12 protein-coding genes are annotated in these 15,973 nt (G+C 72.8%); 8 read left to right on the forward strand and 4 right to left on the reverse strand.

The genetic code is table 11. The annotated features are described in order from the left end of the window. Positions 1 to 182 precede the first annotated feature (182 nt). The 7 genes from BG482_RS34080 (at position 183) to BG482_RS34110 (ending at position 9,811) form a co-directional block, all read left to right on the forward strand. Positions 183 to 1,790, forward strand: a complete 1,608-nt coding sequence (locus BG482_RS34080; protein WP_069773073.1) for a dynamin family protein — start codon at positions 183 to 185, stop codon at positions 1,788 to 1,790. A 3-nt stretch (positions 1,791 to 1,793) separates the two neighbouring features. After that, complete coding sequence (locus tag BG482_RS34085) at positions 1,794 to 4,091, forward strand: YfjP family GTPase (RefSeq protein WP_079142475.1); 2,298 nt, start codon at positions 1,794 to 1,796, stop codon at positions 4,089 to 4,091. Positions 4,092 to 4,369: 278 nt separating this feature from the next. After that, the gene (locus BG482_RS34090) at positions 4,370 to 4,852 is read left to right on the forward strand and encodes a single-stranded DNA-binding protein (RefSeq protein WP_069773074.1); all 483 of its coding nucleotides are present in this window, start codon (positions 4,370 to 4,372) and stop codon (positions 4,850 to 4,852) included. Positions 4,853 to 5,178: 326 nt separating this feature from the next. Continuing rightward, positions 5,179 to 6,597: a TQXA domain-containing protein gene (locus tag BG482_RS34095; protein WP_069773075.1), complete on the forward strand. Its 1,419-nt coding sequence runs from the start codon at positions 5,179 to 5,181 to the stop codon at positions 6,595 to 6,597. A 443-nt stretch (positions 6,598 to 7,040) separates the two neighbouring features. Further along, positions 7,041 to 8,705, forward strand: a complete 1,665-nt coding sequence (gene ettA / locus BG482_RS34100; protein ID WP_069773076.1) for an energy-dependent translational throttle protein EttA — start codon at positions 7,041 to 7,043, stop codon at positions 8,703 to 8,705. 6 nt (positions 8,706 to 8,711) lie between these two features. Then, positions 8,712 to 9,134 (forward strand): thioesterase family protein, encoded by a 423-nt coding sequence (locus tag BG482_RS34105; protein WP_069773077.1) that lies wholly within the window; start codon positions 8,712 to 8,714, stop codon positions 9,132 to 9,134. After that, positions 9,131 to 9,811, forward strand: a complete 681-nt coding sequence (locus BG482_RS34110; RefSeq protein WP_069773078.1) for a hypothetical protein — start codon at positions 9,131 to 9,133, stop codon at positions 9,809 to 9,811. Before BG482_RS34105 ends, BG482_RS34110 begins: the two co-directional genes overlap by 4 nt. A gap of 95 nt (positions 9,812 to 9,906) precedes the next feature. On the opposite strand, the gene BG482_RS34115 is transcribed toward BG482_RS34110, so the two are convergent. Further along, entirely contained in the window at positions 9,907 to 10,320 is a 414-nt protein-coding gene (locus BG482_RS34115) for a globin (RefSeq protein ID WP_069773087.1), read from the reverse strand. Between the two features lie 128 nt (positions 10,321 to 10,448). Between BG482_RS34115 and BG482_RS34120 the strand changes: the two genes are divergently transcribed. Beyond that, on the forward strand, positions 10,449 to 11,468 hold the full coding sequence (locus tag BG482_RS34120) for a methyltransferase domain-containing protein (protein ID WP_069773079.1): 1,020 nt from the start codon (positions 10,449 to 10,451) through the stop codon (positions 11,466 to 11,468). 11 nt (positions 11,469 to 11,479) lie between these two features. Here the strand turns inward: BG482_RS34120 and BG482_RS34125 are convergent, their stop codons facing one another. The 3 genes from BG482_RS34125 to BG482_RS34135 all read right to left on the reverse strand — a co-directional run. Beyond that, complete coding sequence (locus tag BG482_RS34125; protein WP_069773080.1) at positions 11,480 to 13,255, reverse strand: FHA domain-containing protein; 1,776 nt, start codon at positions 13,253 to 13,255, stop codon at positions 11,480 to 11,482. Positions 13,256 to 13,321: 66 nt separating this feature from the next. Continuing rightward, on the reverse strand, positions 13,322 to 14,668 hold the full coding sequence (locus BG482_RS34130) for a VWA domain-containing protein (RefSeq protein ID WP_069773081.1): 1,347 nt from the start codon (positions 14,666 to 14,668) through the stop codon (positions 13,322 to 13,324). Between the two features lie 250 nt (positions 14,669 to 14,918). Beyond that, positions 14,919 to 15,973 (reverse strand): PP2C family serine/threonine-protein phosphatase (locus BG482_RS34135; protein ID WP_069773082.1); only part of this gene is annotated, 1,055 nt, incomplete at its 5' end.

The raw sequence follows: 15,973 nt of genomic DNA on the forward strand, positions 1-15,973 counted from the left end.
GATAATCGCAGGCAGGTGCGAATCGTGCATCGCTTTTGGCGTCCGGGAACGCGGGTGTTGTGCACTCGTTATGCCTGGGCTGTGCCTCTGTCCCAGTCATACCTTCCGTCCGTTGTGTCCAATCGGCGCGCAGACATGCCTATATGCTTCATAAATCCCCTAAAATTGGGCATTCTTCGCGTGTGGTGACCTTGGACGTACGGCCTCAGCTGCTCGACGCACTCTCCGCCCTGCGCGACCGTGTCGCCGCCGCACGCTTCCCGCTGCCCCTGGCGGGCGCTCCACGCGCGCGTGCCAACCGCGACGAACTCCTCGCCCAGCTAGACGACTATCTGGTGCCCCGACTCAGGCAACCGGAGGCCCCGCTGCTCGCGGTGGTGGGCGGGTCCACCGGCGCCGGCAAGTCCACCCTCGTCAACTCCCTGGTGGGGCGGCGCGTCAGCGAAGCGGGCGTGCTGCGGCCGACGACACGGACCCCGGTGCTCGTGTGTCACCCGGAGGACCATCACTGGTTCAGCGGCATGCGGGTGCTGCCCGGTCTCACCCGCGTGTGGGCGCCCCATCAGGAGGCCACGGAGGACCTGTTGCTGCCGGGCGAGGACGGGAGACGCGTGCTGCGCATCGAGACCGCCGACACAATGCCGCCCGGCCTCGCCCTCCTCGACGCACCCGACATCGACTCCCTCGTCGCCGACAACCGCGTCCTCGCGGCCGAACTGATCTGCGCCGCCGACATCTGGGTGATGGTCACGACGGCCGCCCGATACGCCGACGCCGTGCCCTGGCATCTGCTGCGCACCGCCAAGGAGTACGACGCCATGCTCGTGACCGTCCTCGACCGTGTGCCTCACCAGGTCGTCTCCGAGGTGTCACGGCAGTACGGCGCCCTGCTCACCAAAGCCGGGCTCGGGGACGTGCCGCGCTTCACGGTTCCCGAACTGCCCGAGTCCGCCTGGGGCGGCGGTCTGCTGCCGGCCACCGCGGTGGCGCCGCTGCGGACCTGGCTGGCCCATCACACGCAGGACTCCAGCGCCCGCCGCCACGTCCTGACCCGCACGGCCCACGGCGTGCTCGACTCACTCAAGGCCCGCATGCCCGAACTGGCCGGCGCCGCCGCCGCGCAGTACGCGGCGGCCCTGCGGCTCACCTCGGCCGTCGAAGCGGCGTACGACAGCGAGTACACGCGCGTGCGGGGACGACTGCAGAGCGGCGCCGTGCTCGCCGGCGACGCCCTCAAGCGCTGGCGGGCCTTCCCCCTGGACTGCACCGCCGGTGAACTCCTCGATGCCCTCTCGGAGAGCCTCGTCGCGCTCCTGCTGTGCGCCGTCGCCGCCGCCGACGAACGCGTCGGCGAGGCATGGCGGCGCGAACCAGCGTCCGAAGCACCCGAGCTGACGGACCATGACACGGCCCCGGAGAGCGTCGAGCACCGGATCGGTCTCGCGGTGCGGCGGTGGCGACGCGAGCTCGACGAATACGCCGAGGACGAGGTGCGCGGCCTGGAACGTGGTGCCGCGCCGGATCCGGAGGCCGTCGCCGCTCTCGTCGCCACCGTCCTGTTGGGCGGCCGCAGGGCGCGTTCCGCGGGCGAGGGACTCGCCGAACGGATCGGCGCCCACGGGGCGCTGCGGCTGCGTGACCGGGCCGGACGGCTGCTCGCGGAGCACCTCGACCGTGTGATGCAAGCCGAACGCGAGCGCCGTCTCGCCCCGCTCGACGGACTCGAAGTCCACCCCGAACCCCAGGCCGAACTCATCGCCGCGCTGTCCGTACTGCAGAAGGAGAGGTGACCGGTGACCGCCGTCACTGACCAGGACCACACGGACCATACGGATCGCACGGACCATACGGATCGCACGGACCACACGGACCATACGGATCGCACGGACCGCACAGATCGCGGGGACCACACGGATCACAGGAATCACACCGACCACATGGGTGACGGAGACGACCGCGACGACCGGGCGAACGGGGATACCGGGAACACCGGGCGTCGGGAGCGGGCGGGGGCTCGTGGATCGGGGGAGGAGGAGAGCCCGGCGACGGAGACCCGGGACCCGAATGCCCAGGCTCCCCGAGACCAGCGAGACCCCCGAGACCAGCGAGACCCCCGGGGTCATCGAGGACCCCGGGATCAGCGGGAGTCCAGTGATCAGCGGGAGTCCCGGGAGCGTGGCCGTCGCTCGGAGGCGGAACGCGAGGCCGCCCGCCACGCGCGCGTGCCCGGCACCGGAACCAGCACTGGCACTGGCACCGGCACCGGCATTGGAGCCGGCGCCGATGGTCTCGCCTCCGCCGATGACTCCTCCGCCCGTGCGGGCTCCGGTCAGGGCTCCCGCGCCGACTCCGCGGCGGAGGGCGGGGCGGCCTGGGACGACGGGCTCATCGCCCGTCGGGTGACCGAGGCCTCCGCCGCCGAACAGGCAGCCGCCAAGGAGGCTCGAGGCGGAGGGGGAGCGGGAGGCGGAGGGGGAGGGGCCCTGCCCACGACGCCGCTCGTCTTCGACGGCCATCTGCGCTCCCGGCTCGACGCCCTGCGCGAGCTCGTGGGCCTCTCCCGCGCGCGTCTCGACAACAGGACGCTCGCCCGGGCCGGCCGGGTCCTCGACGAGGCGGCCGCGAGGCGCAGGCTCTCCGGGCAGCACACGGTCGTCGCCCTCGCGGGCGCCACCGGAAGCGGGAAGTCGCAGCTGTTCAACGCCCTCGCCGGAGTGACCATCTCGGAGACGGGCGTACGCCGGCCGACCACCTCCGCGCCCATCGCCTGCAGCTGGAGCGACGGCGCGGCGACCCTCATCGACCGCCTCGGCATCCCGGGACGACTGCGCAGGCGGCCGGTGCAGAGCGCGGACGCGGAGGAGCAGCTGCGCGGGCTGGTCCTGATCGACCTGCCCGACCACGACTCCGCTGCCGTCCAGCACCGCGAGCAGGTCGACCGCGTCCTCGGGCTCGTCGACGCGGTCATCTGGGTCGTCGATCCCGAGAAGTACGCCGACGCCGTCCTGCACGAGCGCTATCTGCGCCCCATGGCGGGACACGCGGAGGTCATGTTCATCGTCCTCAACCAGGTCGACCGGCTGCCCGGCGAGGCCGCCGAGCTGGTCCTCGACGATTTGCGGCGCCTCCTGGACGAGGACGGCGTGGCTCTCGGGGAGTACGGCGAGCCGGGCGCCACCGTGCTCGCCCTGTCCGCGCTCACCGGGGACGGCCTCGCGGAACTGCGCGAGCTGCTGGGCCAGTTCGTCGCGGAACGCGGCGCGGCGGCGCGTCGCATCTCGGCCGACCTGGACACCGCCGCCTGGCGGCTGCGTCCCGTCTACGCCACCGGGCGGCGCACCGGCCTCAGCGAGGAGGCGCGGGACGAGTTCGCCGACCGTCTCGCGGACGCCGTGGGCGCCACCGCGGCCGGCGAGGCGGCCGAGCGTGCCTGGCTGCGCAACGCGGGGCGCGCGTGCGGGACGCCGTGGCTGCGGCTGTGGCGCTGGCACCAGGACCGGCGCGACCCTCCCACCGGCCGACTGCCGATCACCGCCCAGCCCGACGAGGAGACCACCGCGCGGCAACGTGTCGAGCAGGCGGTGCGCACCTTGTCCGAGCGGGCCTCGGCGGGACTGCCCACGCCTTGGGCGCAGGCCGTGCGGGAGGCGGCCGTGCGCGGTGCCCAGGGGTTGCCCGAGGCGCTGGACGAGCTGGCGGCGCGGGCCGGGCTGCCGCCCGGTCGGCCGCCGCGGCCGGGCTGGTGGCCGGTGGCCGTCATGGCGCAGGCGTGCATGACGCTCCTCCAGGTCGTCGGCGGGCTGTGGCTCGTCGGTCAGATCGTGGGCGTTCTCGCGCCGAATCTCGGGGTTCCGGTGCTGCTGATGGTGTCCGGCATCGTGGGCGGTCCGCTGGTCGAGTGGAGCTGCCGGATGGCGGCACGCGGCCCGGCCCGGCGCTACGGCCAGGACGCGGAACGCCGGCTGAGGGAGGCGGCGGCCGGCTGCGGTCGGGCGCGCGTGCTGGATCCCGTCGCCTCGGAACTGCTGCGGTACCGGGAGGTCCGGGAGCAGTACGCGCGGGTCACGGGAGTGGCGGCGGGCGCACGATGACGTCAAGTGATCCACGGGGGTGATACGCCCAGGGGGGACGTGCATCACTCGTCCGGGTGGTGGGGTTCTCCACAGGCCGGAGGTGATCCACAGCGCTCGGTGGGCCCGGCTCGGCGGAGGCAGTCTGGCTTCGCGGCGATCGTGACGGACGCGGTCGCCGCGAAGCAGGCGACGGGACTCGGGGCACCGGCCCACGACCGTCGCGGCGGACGCAGCCGTACGGGACGGGCCCGTCGGCGCATCCGGGCGGGGCGACCGCCCGGTGAGGAGGGGTTCGAGTGAACGAGACGATGGTCTGCGCGGTGGGCAACGTGGCGACACAGCCGGTCTTCCGGGAGCTGGCGGCGGGCGCGTCGGCGAGGTTCCGGCTGGCGGTGACCTCGCGCTACTGGGACCGCGAGAAGAGCGCCTGGACCGACGGGCACACCAACTTCTTCACGGTGTGGGCCAACCGCCAGCTGGCTTCGAATGCGATGGCCTCGCTGAACGTCGGCGACCCGGTCGTCGTGCAGGGGCGGCTCAAGGTGCGCACGGAGTCCCGCGAGGGACAGCAGGGGTGGACGTCGGCGGACATCGACGCCGTGGCGATCGGTCATGACCTCGCCCGGGGCACGTCGGCCTTCCGCCGATCGAGCCGCCCCGAGCCTGCCGCCACCGGCACGCCGACGCGGCCCGAACCCGACTGGGAGACACCGGCCGCGGATTCCGCGGAACCGGAGCCCGACACCCCGTCGCGCCGCGAGCCGGCGGCGGTGACGTGAACCGGGGCCCGGCACGCACGGGATGATCAACTGCGTGAAGGAACGGGACGGTGACGCAGAGTCAGGGCAAAGGCGGCGCGCGCGCTGACCGAGTTGCCGCTTATCGGCGAATGCGCTCCAGGCCGTCGAGGGTATTTGTCGATAAGCCCGGCCGGTCGGCGATCTTGGGGATAACGATTCCGAGTCGGATCGTCGATCCGATGAGATGACCGGTAAGCGTGGTGCGCTGCGTCTCTAGGATGCCGGACGTGGCTCACGGGGCTTCAGATTCTGCAGGTGGGACCCGTACCCCCCACATCAACGGGTCCTGCTCGAAGGGGAATTGTGTGATTTCTTCGTTCTCTGCGCGGTTCTCGCGCGGACGGGGCGCGGTCCGCCTCGCCGTGGCGACGTTGGTGTCCGGCTTCGTCGCGGCAGGCGTCGTCGCCGGCGCGGGCACGGCGACGGCCGCCGAGATGACGCAGAGTCAGGGTGGGGCCACCGCGACGATAGGCGGCCTCAAGACCTACGGCGCGGCCGTGATCCACGCCGACGGCGGGGACCAGGAGGTCCCGGCAGGACTGTTCGAGATGTCCGTCGAGGGCGGCGGCACCCTGCAGACCTACTGCGTCGACCTGTACAACCCCACGCAGCGGGACGCCAGATACCACGAGACGCCGTGGAGCGGCACCTCGCTCGGCGCCAACCGGGACGCGGGCCGCATCCGCTGGATCCTGCAGAACTCCTACCCCCAGGTGAACGACCTCGCCTCGCTCGCCCACAAGGCCGGCATCGACGGCGGTCTCACGGAGCAGGACGCCGCCGCCGGCACCCAGGTGGCCATCTGGCGCTATTCGGACGGCGCCGACGTCGACGCCGTCGACCCGCAGGCCGAGCGGCTCGCGGACTACCTCCAGAAGACCGCGCGCCCGGTCGCGGAGCCCCGTGCGTCCCTCGCCCTGGACGTGCCCGCCGTCTCCGGCCGCCCCGGCGAACCGCTCGGCCCGGTGACCGTGCACACGGAGGCGACCGCCGTGACGGTCGCGCCTCCGCCGAACGCCGCCGCCAGCGGGGTTCGGATCGTCGGCAAGGACGGCACGGTGGTCACGTCCGCGACGGACGGCAGTCAGCTGTTCTTCGACGTGCCCGCCGACGCGGTCCCCGGTTCGGCAGAGTTGACCGTGCAGGCCTCCACGACCGTCCCCGTCGGCCGCGCCTTCACCTCCGAGAGCCGCAGCCAGACCCAGATCCTGGCCGGCTCCAGCGAGTCGACCGTGTCGGCGACGGCGAGCGCGGCCTGGGCCCGGCAGGGTGCCCTCCCGGCCCTGTCCGCGGCGAAGAACTGCGCGAAGACCGGTGTGGACCTCACCGCCGTCAACCGGGGCGACGAGGCGTTCGTCTTCGAGCTGATGGGCCTCGACCACACCATCCCGCCCGGCGCGTCCCGAACGGTGACGATCCCGCTGCAGGAGGACCAGGCCTACGACTTCACGATCGCCGGCCCGCAAGGCGTCGACCACCGCTTCACCGGCGTCCTTGACTGCAGGACCCAGGCCGACGAGACCGCGGGCCTGACCACCCAGACCCTGAGCGAGCCGAGCCCGGCCACGGTGGGCGGCGCATCGACCGCCAGCGACGTCGACCTTGCCGCGACGGGCGGCACCAGCGCCACCCCTCTCATCGCGGGCACCGCCATCGGCCTGGTGATCATCGGTGGCGCTGCCCTGGTCCTGATCGGCCGGAAGGACGCACAGCCCCACGACTGAGCCGCCCGCCCCCTGACGTCGACTCCCCGACTCCGGCCCACCTGCCACACCGCTGCGTCCCGTCCCCCCCCCGGGTCTCCCTCCCCTCGGGCATCCCACCCCCCAAGGTCTCCACCTCCGCTTCCCGGCCCTCAGTGCCACGTCCCCACTGCCCCCGCTCCGGCCCGGTCGCAGGGAGGCGGGGCGCCGGAGCCGTCGGATCGCCGCACCGTCGCGGCACCGGCTGCGGGCCCTCCACGGGCCGTACCCGGGCCGTACCCGTGCCGTGCCCGAGCCCGCTGGGGGCCGTCCGGGGGTTGTCCATCGCTCGTCCACCGGGGTGTCTACGACGAAACCCCAGGTCAGCGGGTCCGACCTGAACGGGTTTCCCCCGAGGGGTGGCAGTCCGGCAAGATGGGGTGTATCTGCCCACTGCCTGATTTCAAGCTGCCGGACGGTTTCTCTTGGCTGAGTACATCTACACCATGCGCAAGACGCGCAAGGCACACGGCGACAAGGTCATCCTTGACGACGTAACGCTGAGCTTCCTGCCCGGCGCGAAGATCGGTGTGGTCGGGCCGAACGGTGCCGGTAAGTCCACCGTTCTGAAGATCATGGCGGGGCTCGAGCAGCCCTCCAACGGCGACGCGTTCCTGTCGCCCGGATACAGCGTCGGCATGCTGCTGCAGGAGCCGCCGCTCGACGAGTCCAAGACCGTTCTGGAGAACGTGCAGGACGGCGCCGCCGAGATCATGGGCAAGCTCAGGCGCTTCAACGAGGTCGCCGAGCTGATGGCGACCGACTACTCGGACGCGCTGCTCGACGAGATGGGCAAGCTGCAGGAGGACCTCGACCACGCCAACGCGTGGGACCTGGACACCCAGCTGGAGCAGGCCATGGACGCCCTGGGCTGCCCGCCCGGCGACTGGCCCGTCACGAACCTCTCCGGCGGTGAGCGCCGTCGCGTCGCGCTCTGCAAGCTGCTGCTGGAGGCCCCCGACCTGCTGCTGCTCGACGAGCCCACCAACCACCTGGACGCCGAGTCCGTGCAGTGGCTGGAGCAGCACCTCGCCAAGTACCCCGGCACCGTCGTCGCCGTCACCCACGACCGGTACTTCCTCGACAACGTCGCCGAGTGGATCCTGGAGCTCGACCGCGGTCGCGCCCACCCCTACGAGGGCAACTACTCCACCTATCTCGAGACCAAGGCGACCCGCCTCAAGGTCGAGGGGCAGAAGGACGCCAAGCGTGCCAAGCGGCTCAAGGAAGAGCTGGACTGGGTGCGGTCCAACGCCAAGGGACGTCAGGCCAAGTCCAAGGCCCGTCTGGCCCGCTACGAGGAGATGGCGGCCGAGGCCGACAAGATGCGGAAGCTGGACTTCGAGGAGATCCAGATCCCGCCGGGCCCGCGGCTCGGGTCGATCGTCGTCGAGGTCAACAACCTCTCCAAGGCGTTCGGCGAGAAGGTCCTCATCGACGATCTCTCCTTCACGCTCCCGCGCAACGGCATCGTCGGGGTCATCGGCCCGAACGGCGCCGGCAAGACCACGCTGTTCAAGATGATCCAGGGCCTGGAAGAGCCCGACTCCGGATCCATCAAGGTCGGCGAGACCGTCAAGATCTCGTACGTCGACCAGAGCCGCGCGAACATCGACCCCAAGAAGACGCTGTGGGCCGTCGTCTCCGACGAGCTGGACTACATCAACGTCGGACAGGTCGAGATGCCGTCCCGCGCGTACGTCTCGGCCTTCGGCTTCAAGGGTCCGGACCAGCAGAAGCCGGCCGGTGTGCTCTCCGGCGGCGAGCGCAACCGGCTCAACCTCGCGCTCACCCTCAAGCAGGGCGGCAACCTGCTCCTCCTCGACGAGCCGACGAACGACCTCGACGTCGAGACCCTGTCCTCCCTCGAGAACGCGCTGCTCGAGTTCCCGGGGGCGGCCGTGGTCGTCTCCCACGACCGGTGGTTCCTCGACCGGGTCGCCACGCACATCCTCGCCTACGAGGGTGACTCCAAGTGGTTCTGGTTCGAGGGCAACTTCGAGTCGTACGAGAAGAACAAGATCGAGCGACTGGGACCGGACGCCGCCCGTCCGCACCGCGCCACCTACAAGAAGCTGACCCGGGGCTGATCGATCTTGCGCCACCTCTACCGCTGCCCGCTGCGCTGGTCCGACATGGACGCCTACGGCCATGTCAACAACGCGGTCTTCGTCCGCTACCTGGAGGAAGCCCGTATCGACTTCCTGTTCCGTCCGGAGAAGGACTTCCAGCAGGGGTCCGTGGTGGCGCGACACGAGATCGACTACAAGCGGCAGCTCGTCCACCGGCACACCCCCGTGGACATCGAGCTGTGGATCACGGAGATCAGGGCCGCGTCCTTCACCATCACCTCCGAGGTGAAGGACGGCGACCACGTGTACGTCCGCGCCTCGACGGTGGTCGTGCCGTTCGACTTCCAGGCCGAGCGTCCGCGCCGGCTCACCGCAGAGGAGCGCGAGTTCCTGTCGGAGTACCGGGACGACGACCTGGAGGCCGACAAGGAGGCCGTCGCCGCATGACGGTGCTCCACCTCGCCGACGAGGGGGAGGCGGCGGACCTCGCGGCCTTCCTCTCCCGGCTGCTCCACTACGACCGTGGCGCGGCCGTGCGGCTGCAGGCGGCCGGCACCGCGCTCGCCGTCTTCGGCAGGCCGCCGTCCTTCGAGGTGCTCGCCGTCCGCGCCGTCCGACTGGCCAAACCGTACGAGAACGGCCTGGACGTCACGCTGGACGTGACCGTGTCCGCCGGTGAACTGCTGGAGGCCGTCGACGAGAGCGCCGCCACGGCCGCCGTCCCCGCCGCCGTGACCGGTCCGCCGTGGGCCGGTGTGCTGCCGCCGCGCGGCGGTTGGCGGCCCGAGCCCGCGCTGCCCTCGCCGGACGCGCTGCGCGCGACGGTCGGCGCGGCCGTCGCCGAATTCCGGTCGCGGACCGAGGAGTTGGCCGCCGACCTGCGGACGCGCGCCGAACTCGACCGCATCGGGCGGGAGATCTGGTCCCGGACGGTCGGCGGCACCGGTCTTCCCGTGCGGGCCGTGCACGCGGCCCAGTCGCTGGGTTTCCTGCGGCCCTCGACGGGTTCCGGGGACCTCGCGCTCCTCTCCCGCGGCGCGTGGCTGCGGCTGCGCACACCGTACGGGTCGATCGCCGTACGGCGGTCGGGCACGTTGGGGACGCTCGACGTCAGCGTCCACTGACCTCGCGGGGGCCGTCGGCGCGCGAGGTCCGGCGGCGTCGCGGGGTTCGGAGGCGTCGCGGAGTCCGCTGACGTGCCGGAGGCTCCTGAGCCGGGTTACTCCGGGGTGTTCACCATCGACGCGGCCGCGTACGTCAGGTAGTTCCACAGCGTGTGCTGGTGCTCCTCGGACAGGCCGAGCTCGTCGACCGCCTCGCGCATGTGCTTCAGCCAGGCGTCGTGTGCGGCTCGGTCGACGACGAAGGGTGCGTGCCGCATACGCAGCCGCGGGTGACCGCGGTGCTCGCTGTACGTCGTCGGACCGCCCCAGTACTGCATGAGGAACAGCGCGAACCGCTCCTCGGCCGGGCCCAGGTCCTCCTCCGGGTACATGGGCCGCAGGATCGGGTCCTCGGCGACTCCCTGATAGAAACGGTGGACCAGCCGGCGGAAGGTCCCCTCCCCACCGACCTGCTCGTAGAAGGTCTGCTCCTGAAGCGTGCCGCGCCGAATCTCTTTCACGCCTCCCATGGTCTCAGACGCGAAGACGGAGGACTCGAGGCTTAGGACCACGGGCGTCGGCCACGGGCCGTCGGCCGGCGACACGCACCCCGTCCGCCAGGTTCGCCTCGGGGCGTGCCGCCCCGCACAGTGGAGGCATGGGTGAGCACGAACTCGGAGGGCTCGGCGGAAGGCTCGCGGACCTGGCCGCCGCCGAGCGGGCCGCGCTGACGCGCGAGATCGACGCGAGCGGCGCCTTCGCCGCCGACCCGCGGTGGCGGGAGGCCTTCGCGACCGTCCCGCGCCACCTCTTCGTGCCCTACTACTACGTCAGCGGCGCCGGCGGCTACGAACGCCGCTGGTGCGAGAGTTCCGACCCGCGCGGCAGGGAGCGGTGGCTGCGCGGCGCCTACGAGGACGTCCCGCTGGCCACCCGGCTCCGCGACGGCGTGCTGCTCTCCTCCAGCAGCCAGCCCTCCCTGATGGCGCTGATGCTGGCCGAGCTGCACATCGAGGACGGCGATCGGGTCCTGGAGATCGGCGCGGGCACCGGCTACAACGCGGCGCTGCTGTCGTACCGGCTCGGCGACGCGAACGTCACCACCGTCGACCTGGATCCGGAGATCACCGAGTCCGCCCGCAGGCATCTCGCCGCCGCCGGGTACCGACCGGCCGTCGTCACCGGCGACGGGGCGCGCGGTGTCCCCGAGCGCGCACCCTTCGACCGGATCGTCGCGACCTGCACGCTGGCGTCGATCCCGTCGGCCTGGCCGGCCCAGTGCGCGCCCGGCGCGCTCGTCCTGGCCCCGCTGGCCACCGGGCTGATCGTGTTGACCGTGCGGGACGCCGGACATGCCGAGGGGCGCTTCCTGCACACCCCCGCCTTCTTCGTGCCGCTGCGCGGGTCGGACCGGCCCGAGCCGGAGCCGGTGGCGTTCGCCGGCGTCCCGCACCGGGCCAGGGAGAGCGACCTGTTCCGCTTCCTGCTGACCCTGACCCGGGGCGCCCTCGCCCCGCAGGAGGCGTACGCCCTGTGGGAGCGCGAGGGCATGCCGGGGCGGGAGCGCTACGGCATCACGGTCGACCGCGGGCACGCGTGGGCCTGGCTCGACGCGCCGGAGGGGCCGTACGCGTGGCCCCTGCCGGGTGCGTCGGGTTCCGCCCCGGCACAGACCTAGGCGGACCTCGCTCAGCCGCGGCGGATCGTGATCGTCGTCCAGGCGCCGACGTGCACCTGGTCGCCGTCCTGCAGAGGCACCGGGACGAACGGCTGGATCGGTTCTTCCGAGCCGTTCACGGTGGTGCCGTTCGTCGAGTTCTGGTCGACGACGGCCCAGCTGCCGTCCGGCTGCTGGACCAGCACCGCGTGCTGGTGCGAGACGCCCGGGTCCTCCGGCGGCACCGACAGGTCGATGTCGGGGGTCTCGCCGGTGGAGTGGCGACGGCGGCCGATGGTGATCTGGTTGCCGGTGAGGGTGCGCTGTTGCTCGGGCGAGTACGCGGGCAGGTTCAGTCCCGCGGCCTCGGGGCCGGAGCGGTGCATCATCGCCATGAAGTACGCGCGGTCCGGGCCGATCGTCGCCGTCCAGGTCGTCGGCTGCTGCTGGAACGACGGGCCGGGCGGGGGCGGAGCCTGCGTGGCGCCGGGCTGCGGGTAGCCGTAGCCACCGCCGCCCTGGCCCTGGCCGGGGTTCCTGGGGTCCCCCTGGCCGGGACCCGCGTGCGACGGCGGGGGGAGCACCCAGTCGTCGTCACCGCCGCCGAAGGGCCCACCGCCGGGCTGTGGACGGCCGGTCTCCTGCGGGAAGCCGGACGGGGCCGAGGGGCCGGACGGCTGGAAGGCCTGCGGAATGCCCTGACCGCCGGGACCACCGTCCTGTCCGTAGCCGCCCTGGCCTCCGGGACCGCCCTGACCGCCCTGACCGCTCTGTCCGCCGCGGCCGCCCTGACCGCCCGGGCCACCGGGAGCACCTTGACCCGGGAAGCCCGGGCCGGCGGTCGGGGTGGGACCGGGCGGCGGCGGGACCGGCCGCGAGGGGTCGCCGCCGAAGCCGGACGGCCCTCCCTGTCCGGGACCTCCCTGACCGGGAGGGCGGCCGCCGGGGCCCGAGGGCTCGCGTCCGAAGGGGTCGCCGGAGTGACCGGAGGGTTCGCGCCCGAAGGGGTCGGAGGACTGGCCGGGCTGCGCACGTCGGTAGGGGTCCGAGGGCGGCCCGGACGGCTCGCGTCCGAAGGGGTCGCCGGGCGGCCCGGGAGGACGGCCGCCGGGGCCGGAGGGCTCACGTCCGAAGGGGCTGCCGCCCGGACCGGACGGCTCGCGGCCGTAGGCGCCCGGCGGGGGACCGCCGGCCGTGCTGCCGGGTCCGCCGGGACCGGAGGGATCGCGTCCGAACGGCGGCGGACCGCCGGCCGGACCACCCTGGCCGCCGGGACCGCCCGGTCCCGAGGGCTCGCCGCCGAACGGCGGGATCGGCTCGGCGGGACGGTTCACCTGGGACGGGCGTGAACCCTGGTAGTCGAAGGAGTCACTGCCCCCGTAGGAGGGGGGAGGCGGCTGGAACCGTCCGCCCTGACCACCGGGGCCCTGACCACCGGGGCCCTGGCCGCCGGGGCCCTGGCCGCCCGGGCCGGGGGCCGGTGGGCGGGGGGCGGCCGGGGTGTACGAGGTCGCCGTGTTGGTCAGGAAGTTCCAGCGGCACTCCTCGCAGAACGGCGCACCGCCCTCACGGGGCGTGCGGCACTGCGGGCAGAGCTCGGGCTCGTGCTGGGGCACGGAGGACAGATGGCGTCCGCCGGGCTGGCCGCCCTGACCGGGTCCGGGCGGGGGCGGCGGGAAGCCGTAGCCGCCGCCGGCGGGCGGGGGCGGCGGGGGAGGGGGCGGGGGCACGGCACCGGCCATGCGGTGACCGCAGACCTCGCACCAGTCGTCGGAACCCGACTGGTGTCCGTTCGGGCAGGTCGGCATGTCGGCGCGTCCCCCTCTCTCCTTCGGTGTCCCGGGAGCCTGCGGTGTCCCGGAGGCTCGTTCAGGTCACTTCTTCACACGAACAGTCTTTGTGGACCGGGTCTCGAGCGTCATCTCGTCGGCGTCCGCGACCTTGGCCTTCAGTCGCACAGTACCTGTCGTCGCGTCGACCACGTCCACCACCTTCGCAAGCAGTTTCGCAGTATCCGCGTTCCCCGAGACGCTCGCGAGCTGCACCGCCCGGCCCAGTTTCGCCGTCGCTCCATCCATATCGCCCGCTTTGCGCAGATCCAGCCCCTGCTGGATGACCTGGGCCAGTTCGGCCTGGCCCGTGTAGTGGGCGACCTGGGGGTTGATCGACGTGGAGGCGGCCATGTCGTCGGTCCACACGGCCCGCACCAGCCCCTGTGCCCCCAGGTTGTGGACGGCGCCGTCAGGCTGCGGGATCACGAGCGAGATGCGCGCGGCCAGCATCTCCTGGCCCACGTTCGCCGTCGGGACCTCCACGCACACGTGGTAGTCGCGGGACTCGTCCCCCCAGGAACCGGTGGGGTAGTCGCCCGCGCGCGGGCCCGCCTCGGTGCGGCGTCCGGTCAGTTCCTCGACCGTCGGCGCGACCTGCTTGACGAACCTGACGGCGGTGCCGACCGGGGTCCACAGCCGCAGGGCGACGTCGGCGACCTCCTTGCCCATCGCCGTCTCCATCATCTGCGTGAAGTCGGCGGCGAGGCCCGCCGGATCGGCGACGATGTCGGCGGTGCCGAGCAGGGCGGAGGCGATTCCTGTGACTTCTTTCACTTCCCAGTCGGTGCCCACGCCGCGGGCGTCACAGGTGAACCGTCCGGCGCAGTCGTCGAGGGCGGCCTTGAGGTCCTGCGGCGACTCGTGCTCGTTGCGGCCGTCGGTGAGCAGGATGCCGTGCCGGATGGCGACGTCGGCGGTGGACAGCAGCCGGTCGGCCAGCCGCAGCCAGGTGCCGATCGCCGTGCCGCCACCCGCGCTCAGCCGGCGCAGCGCCTGCTTGGCCTGCTCGCGGGTGGTCGCGTCGGCGACCGCGAGCCGGCCGCCGCCCGGGTAGACCTCCTTGGCGACGTGCGTGCCGCCGACCACCGCGAAGTGCACCCCGTCGCGCAGGGTGTCGACGGCGGCGGCCGTGGCGTCACGGGCGTTGCGCATCTTGGTCGGCGGATAGTCCATCGAGCCGGAGCAGTCCACCATGATCGCCACGGCGGCGGACGGGCCCTGGCCCGACGTGTACAGGTGCGGCGCGGCGACCGCGCTGCCCACCGTGCCGCCGCCGGTGGCGGTGACCGTGACGATCGCGTTGACCTCGCGACCGCCCTCCGGCAGGTACTCGTTCTGGTAGACGTCCACCGAGAACTGCGGCACGTTCGACTTCGAGAAATTGGCCATGCCTGCTCAGATCCCCCTCGGAAAACCCCACGTTCGCGGGGCGATGTCTGGACACGGACCGGTCCCCACCGGTCCGTGCGCGTGCTTCCCCATGTGTCCCCGTGCCGGCGGTGCTTCCGGTGTCCCGGCGTCCCGGCGTTGTGGTGCTCCGGTGCTCCGGGAACCCAGTGCCCCGGTGCCCCGGCGTTGTGTCGCTCCGGTGTTCAGATGTCCCGGTGTCCGGGTGTCCCGGCGTTCCCGTACTGCGGCCTCAGGCCGATCCTGCCCCCTGGACGGGGGCGGGGAACGGCACGAGGGCCACTGTTACGTTGTCGTGGCCCCCGCCGTCGAGGGCGTGGCCGACCAGTACCCGTGCGCTGTGCAGCGGCCGGGCGGAGGCGTCCGGCGGGAGGACCTCGGCCATCTCCTCCGCGGCCTCCGCGTAGTTCCACAGGCCGTCCGTGCACACCACCACCACACCGGGCCGGTCCGGCTTGAACGAAGCGGTGTGCGGCTCCAGTTCGTAGGAGTCGGCGCCGAGCCAGCCGGTGATCGCGTGGGCGCGCTCGTCGGCGTAGGCCTCCGCCTCGCTCATCAGACCCGCGGCGACCATCTGCGCGGCCCACGAGTCGTCCTCGGTGAGCCGGGCCGGGGGCGAACTGCGGTCCGCGGGAACCCAGTAGGCGCGGCTGTCGCCGACCCAGCCGACGACCAGCAGACCGGCGGTGACCACCGATCCGACGAGTGTGCAGGCGGGGGCGTTCTGGTGCGGGGCCTGCTCGCGGGCCGTGGCCGGCTCGTCGGCCAGCGCGTTGACCGCGTGCGAGGCGGCGACGATCGCCTCGTGCATCGCCTGCTGGGGGTGCGCCCCTTGCGGCAGTGCCGCCAGCAGGGACTCACTCGCCGCCTTCGAGGCGGCCAGGGAGGCGTCGTCGGGCCGGGTCGCGGAGGACACGCCGTCGCAGACGATCGCCACGAGCGCGGGCGAGCCGTCGGGCAGCGCGGTGCAGCCGAGGCCGAAGGCGTCCTCGTTGCGGTGGTGACGCAGTCCGCGGTCGCTGACAGCGGCGATCGGGCCCGACTCCGCCTCCATGTGATCGCGTTCGCGCGGCTGGGCGTGTCCGCAGTTCTCGCAGTACCCGTCGTCGTCCACCCGGCCCGCGCGGCAGGCCACGCACACCTTGGCGGTCTCGGCCACCGCCGCGGCCTCGGCGGCCACCCGGGGGTCGGGCGCCTGCAGCGCGTACTCGTCGGGTTCCGAGGGCCGGTCGAACCGGACGCCGGCGACGGGCGGGGCCGGGGCGCCGGCCGGGGCCGTCGCGGCCG

The organism is Streptomyces sp. LUP30 (assembly GCF_001746365.1).
Classification (GTDB): Bacteria; Actinomycetota; Actinomycetes; order Streptomycetales; family Streptomycetaceae; genus Streptomyces.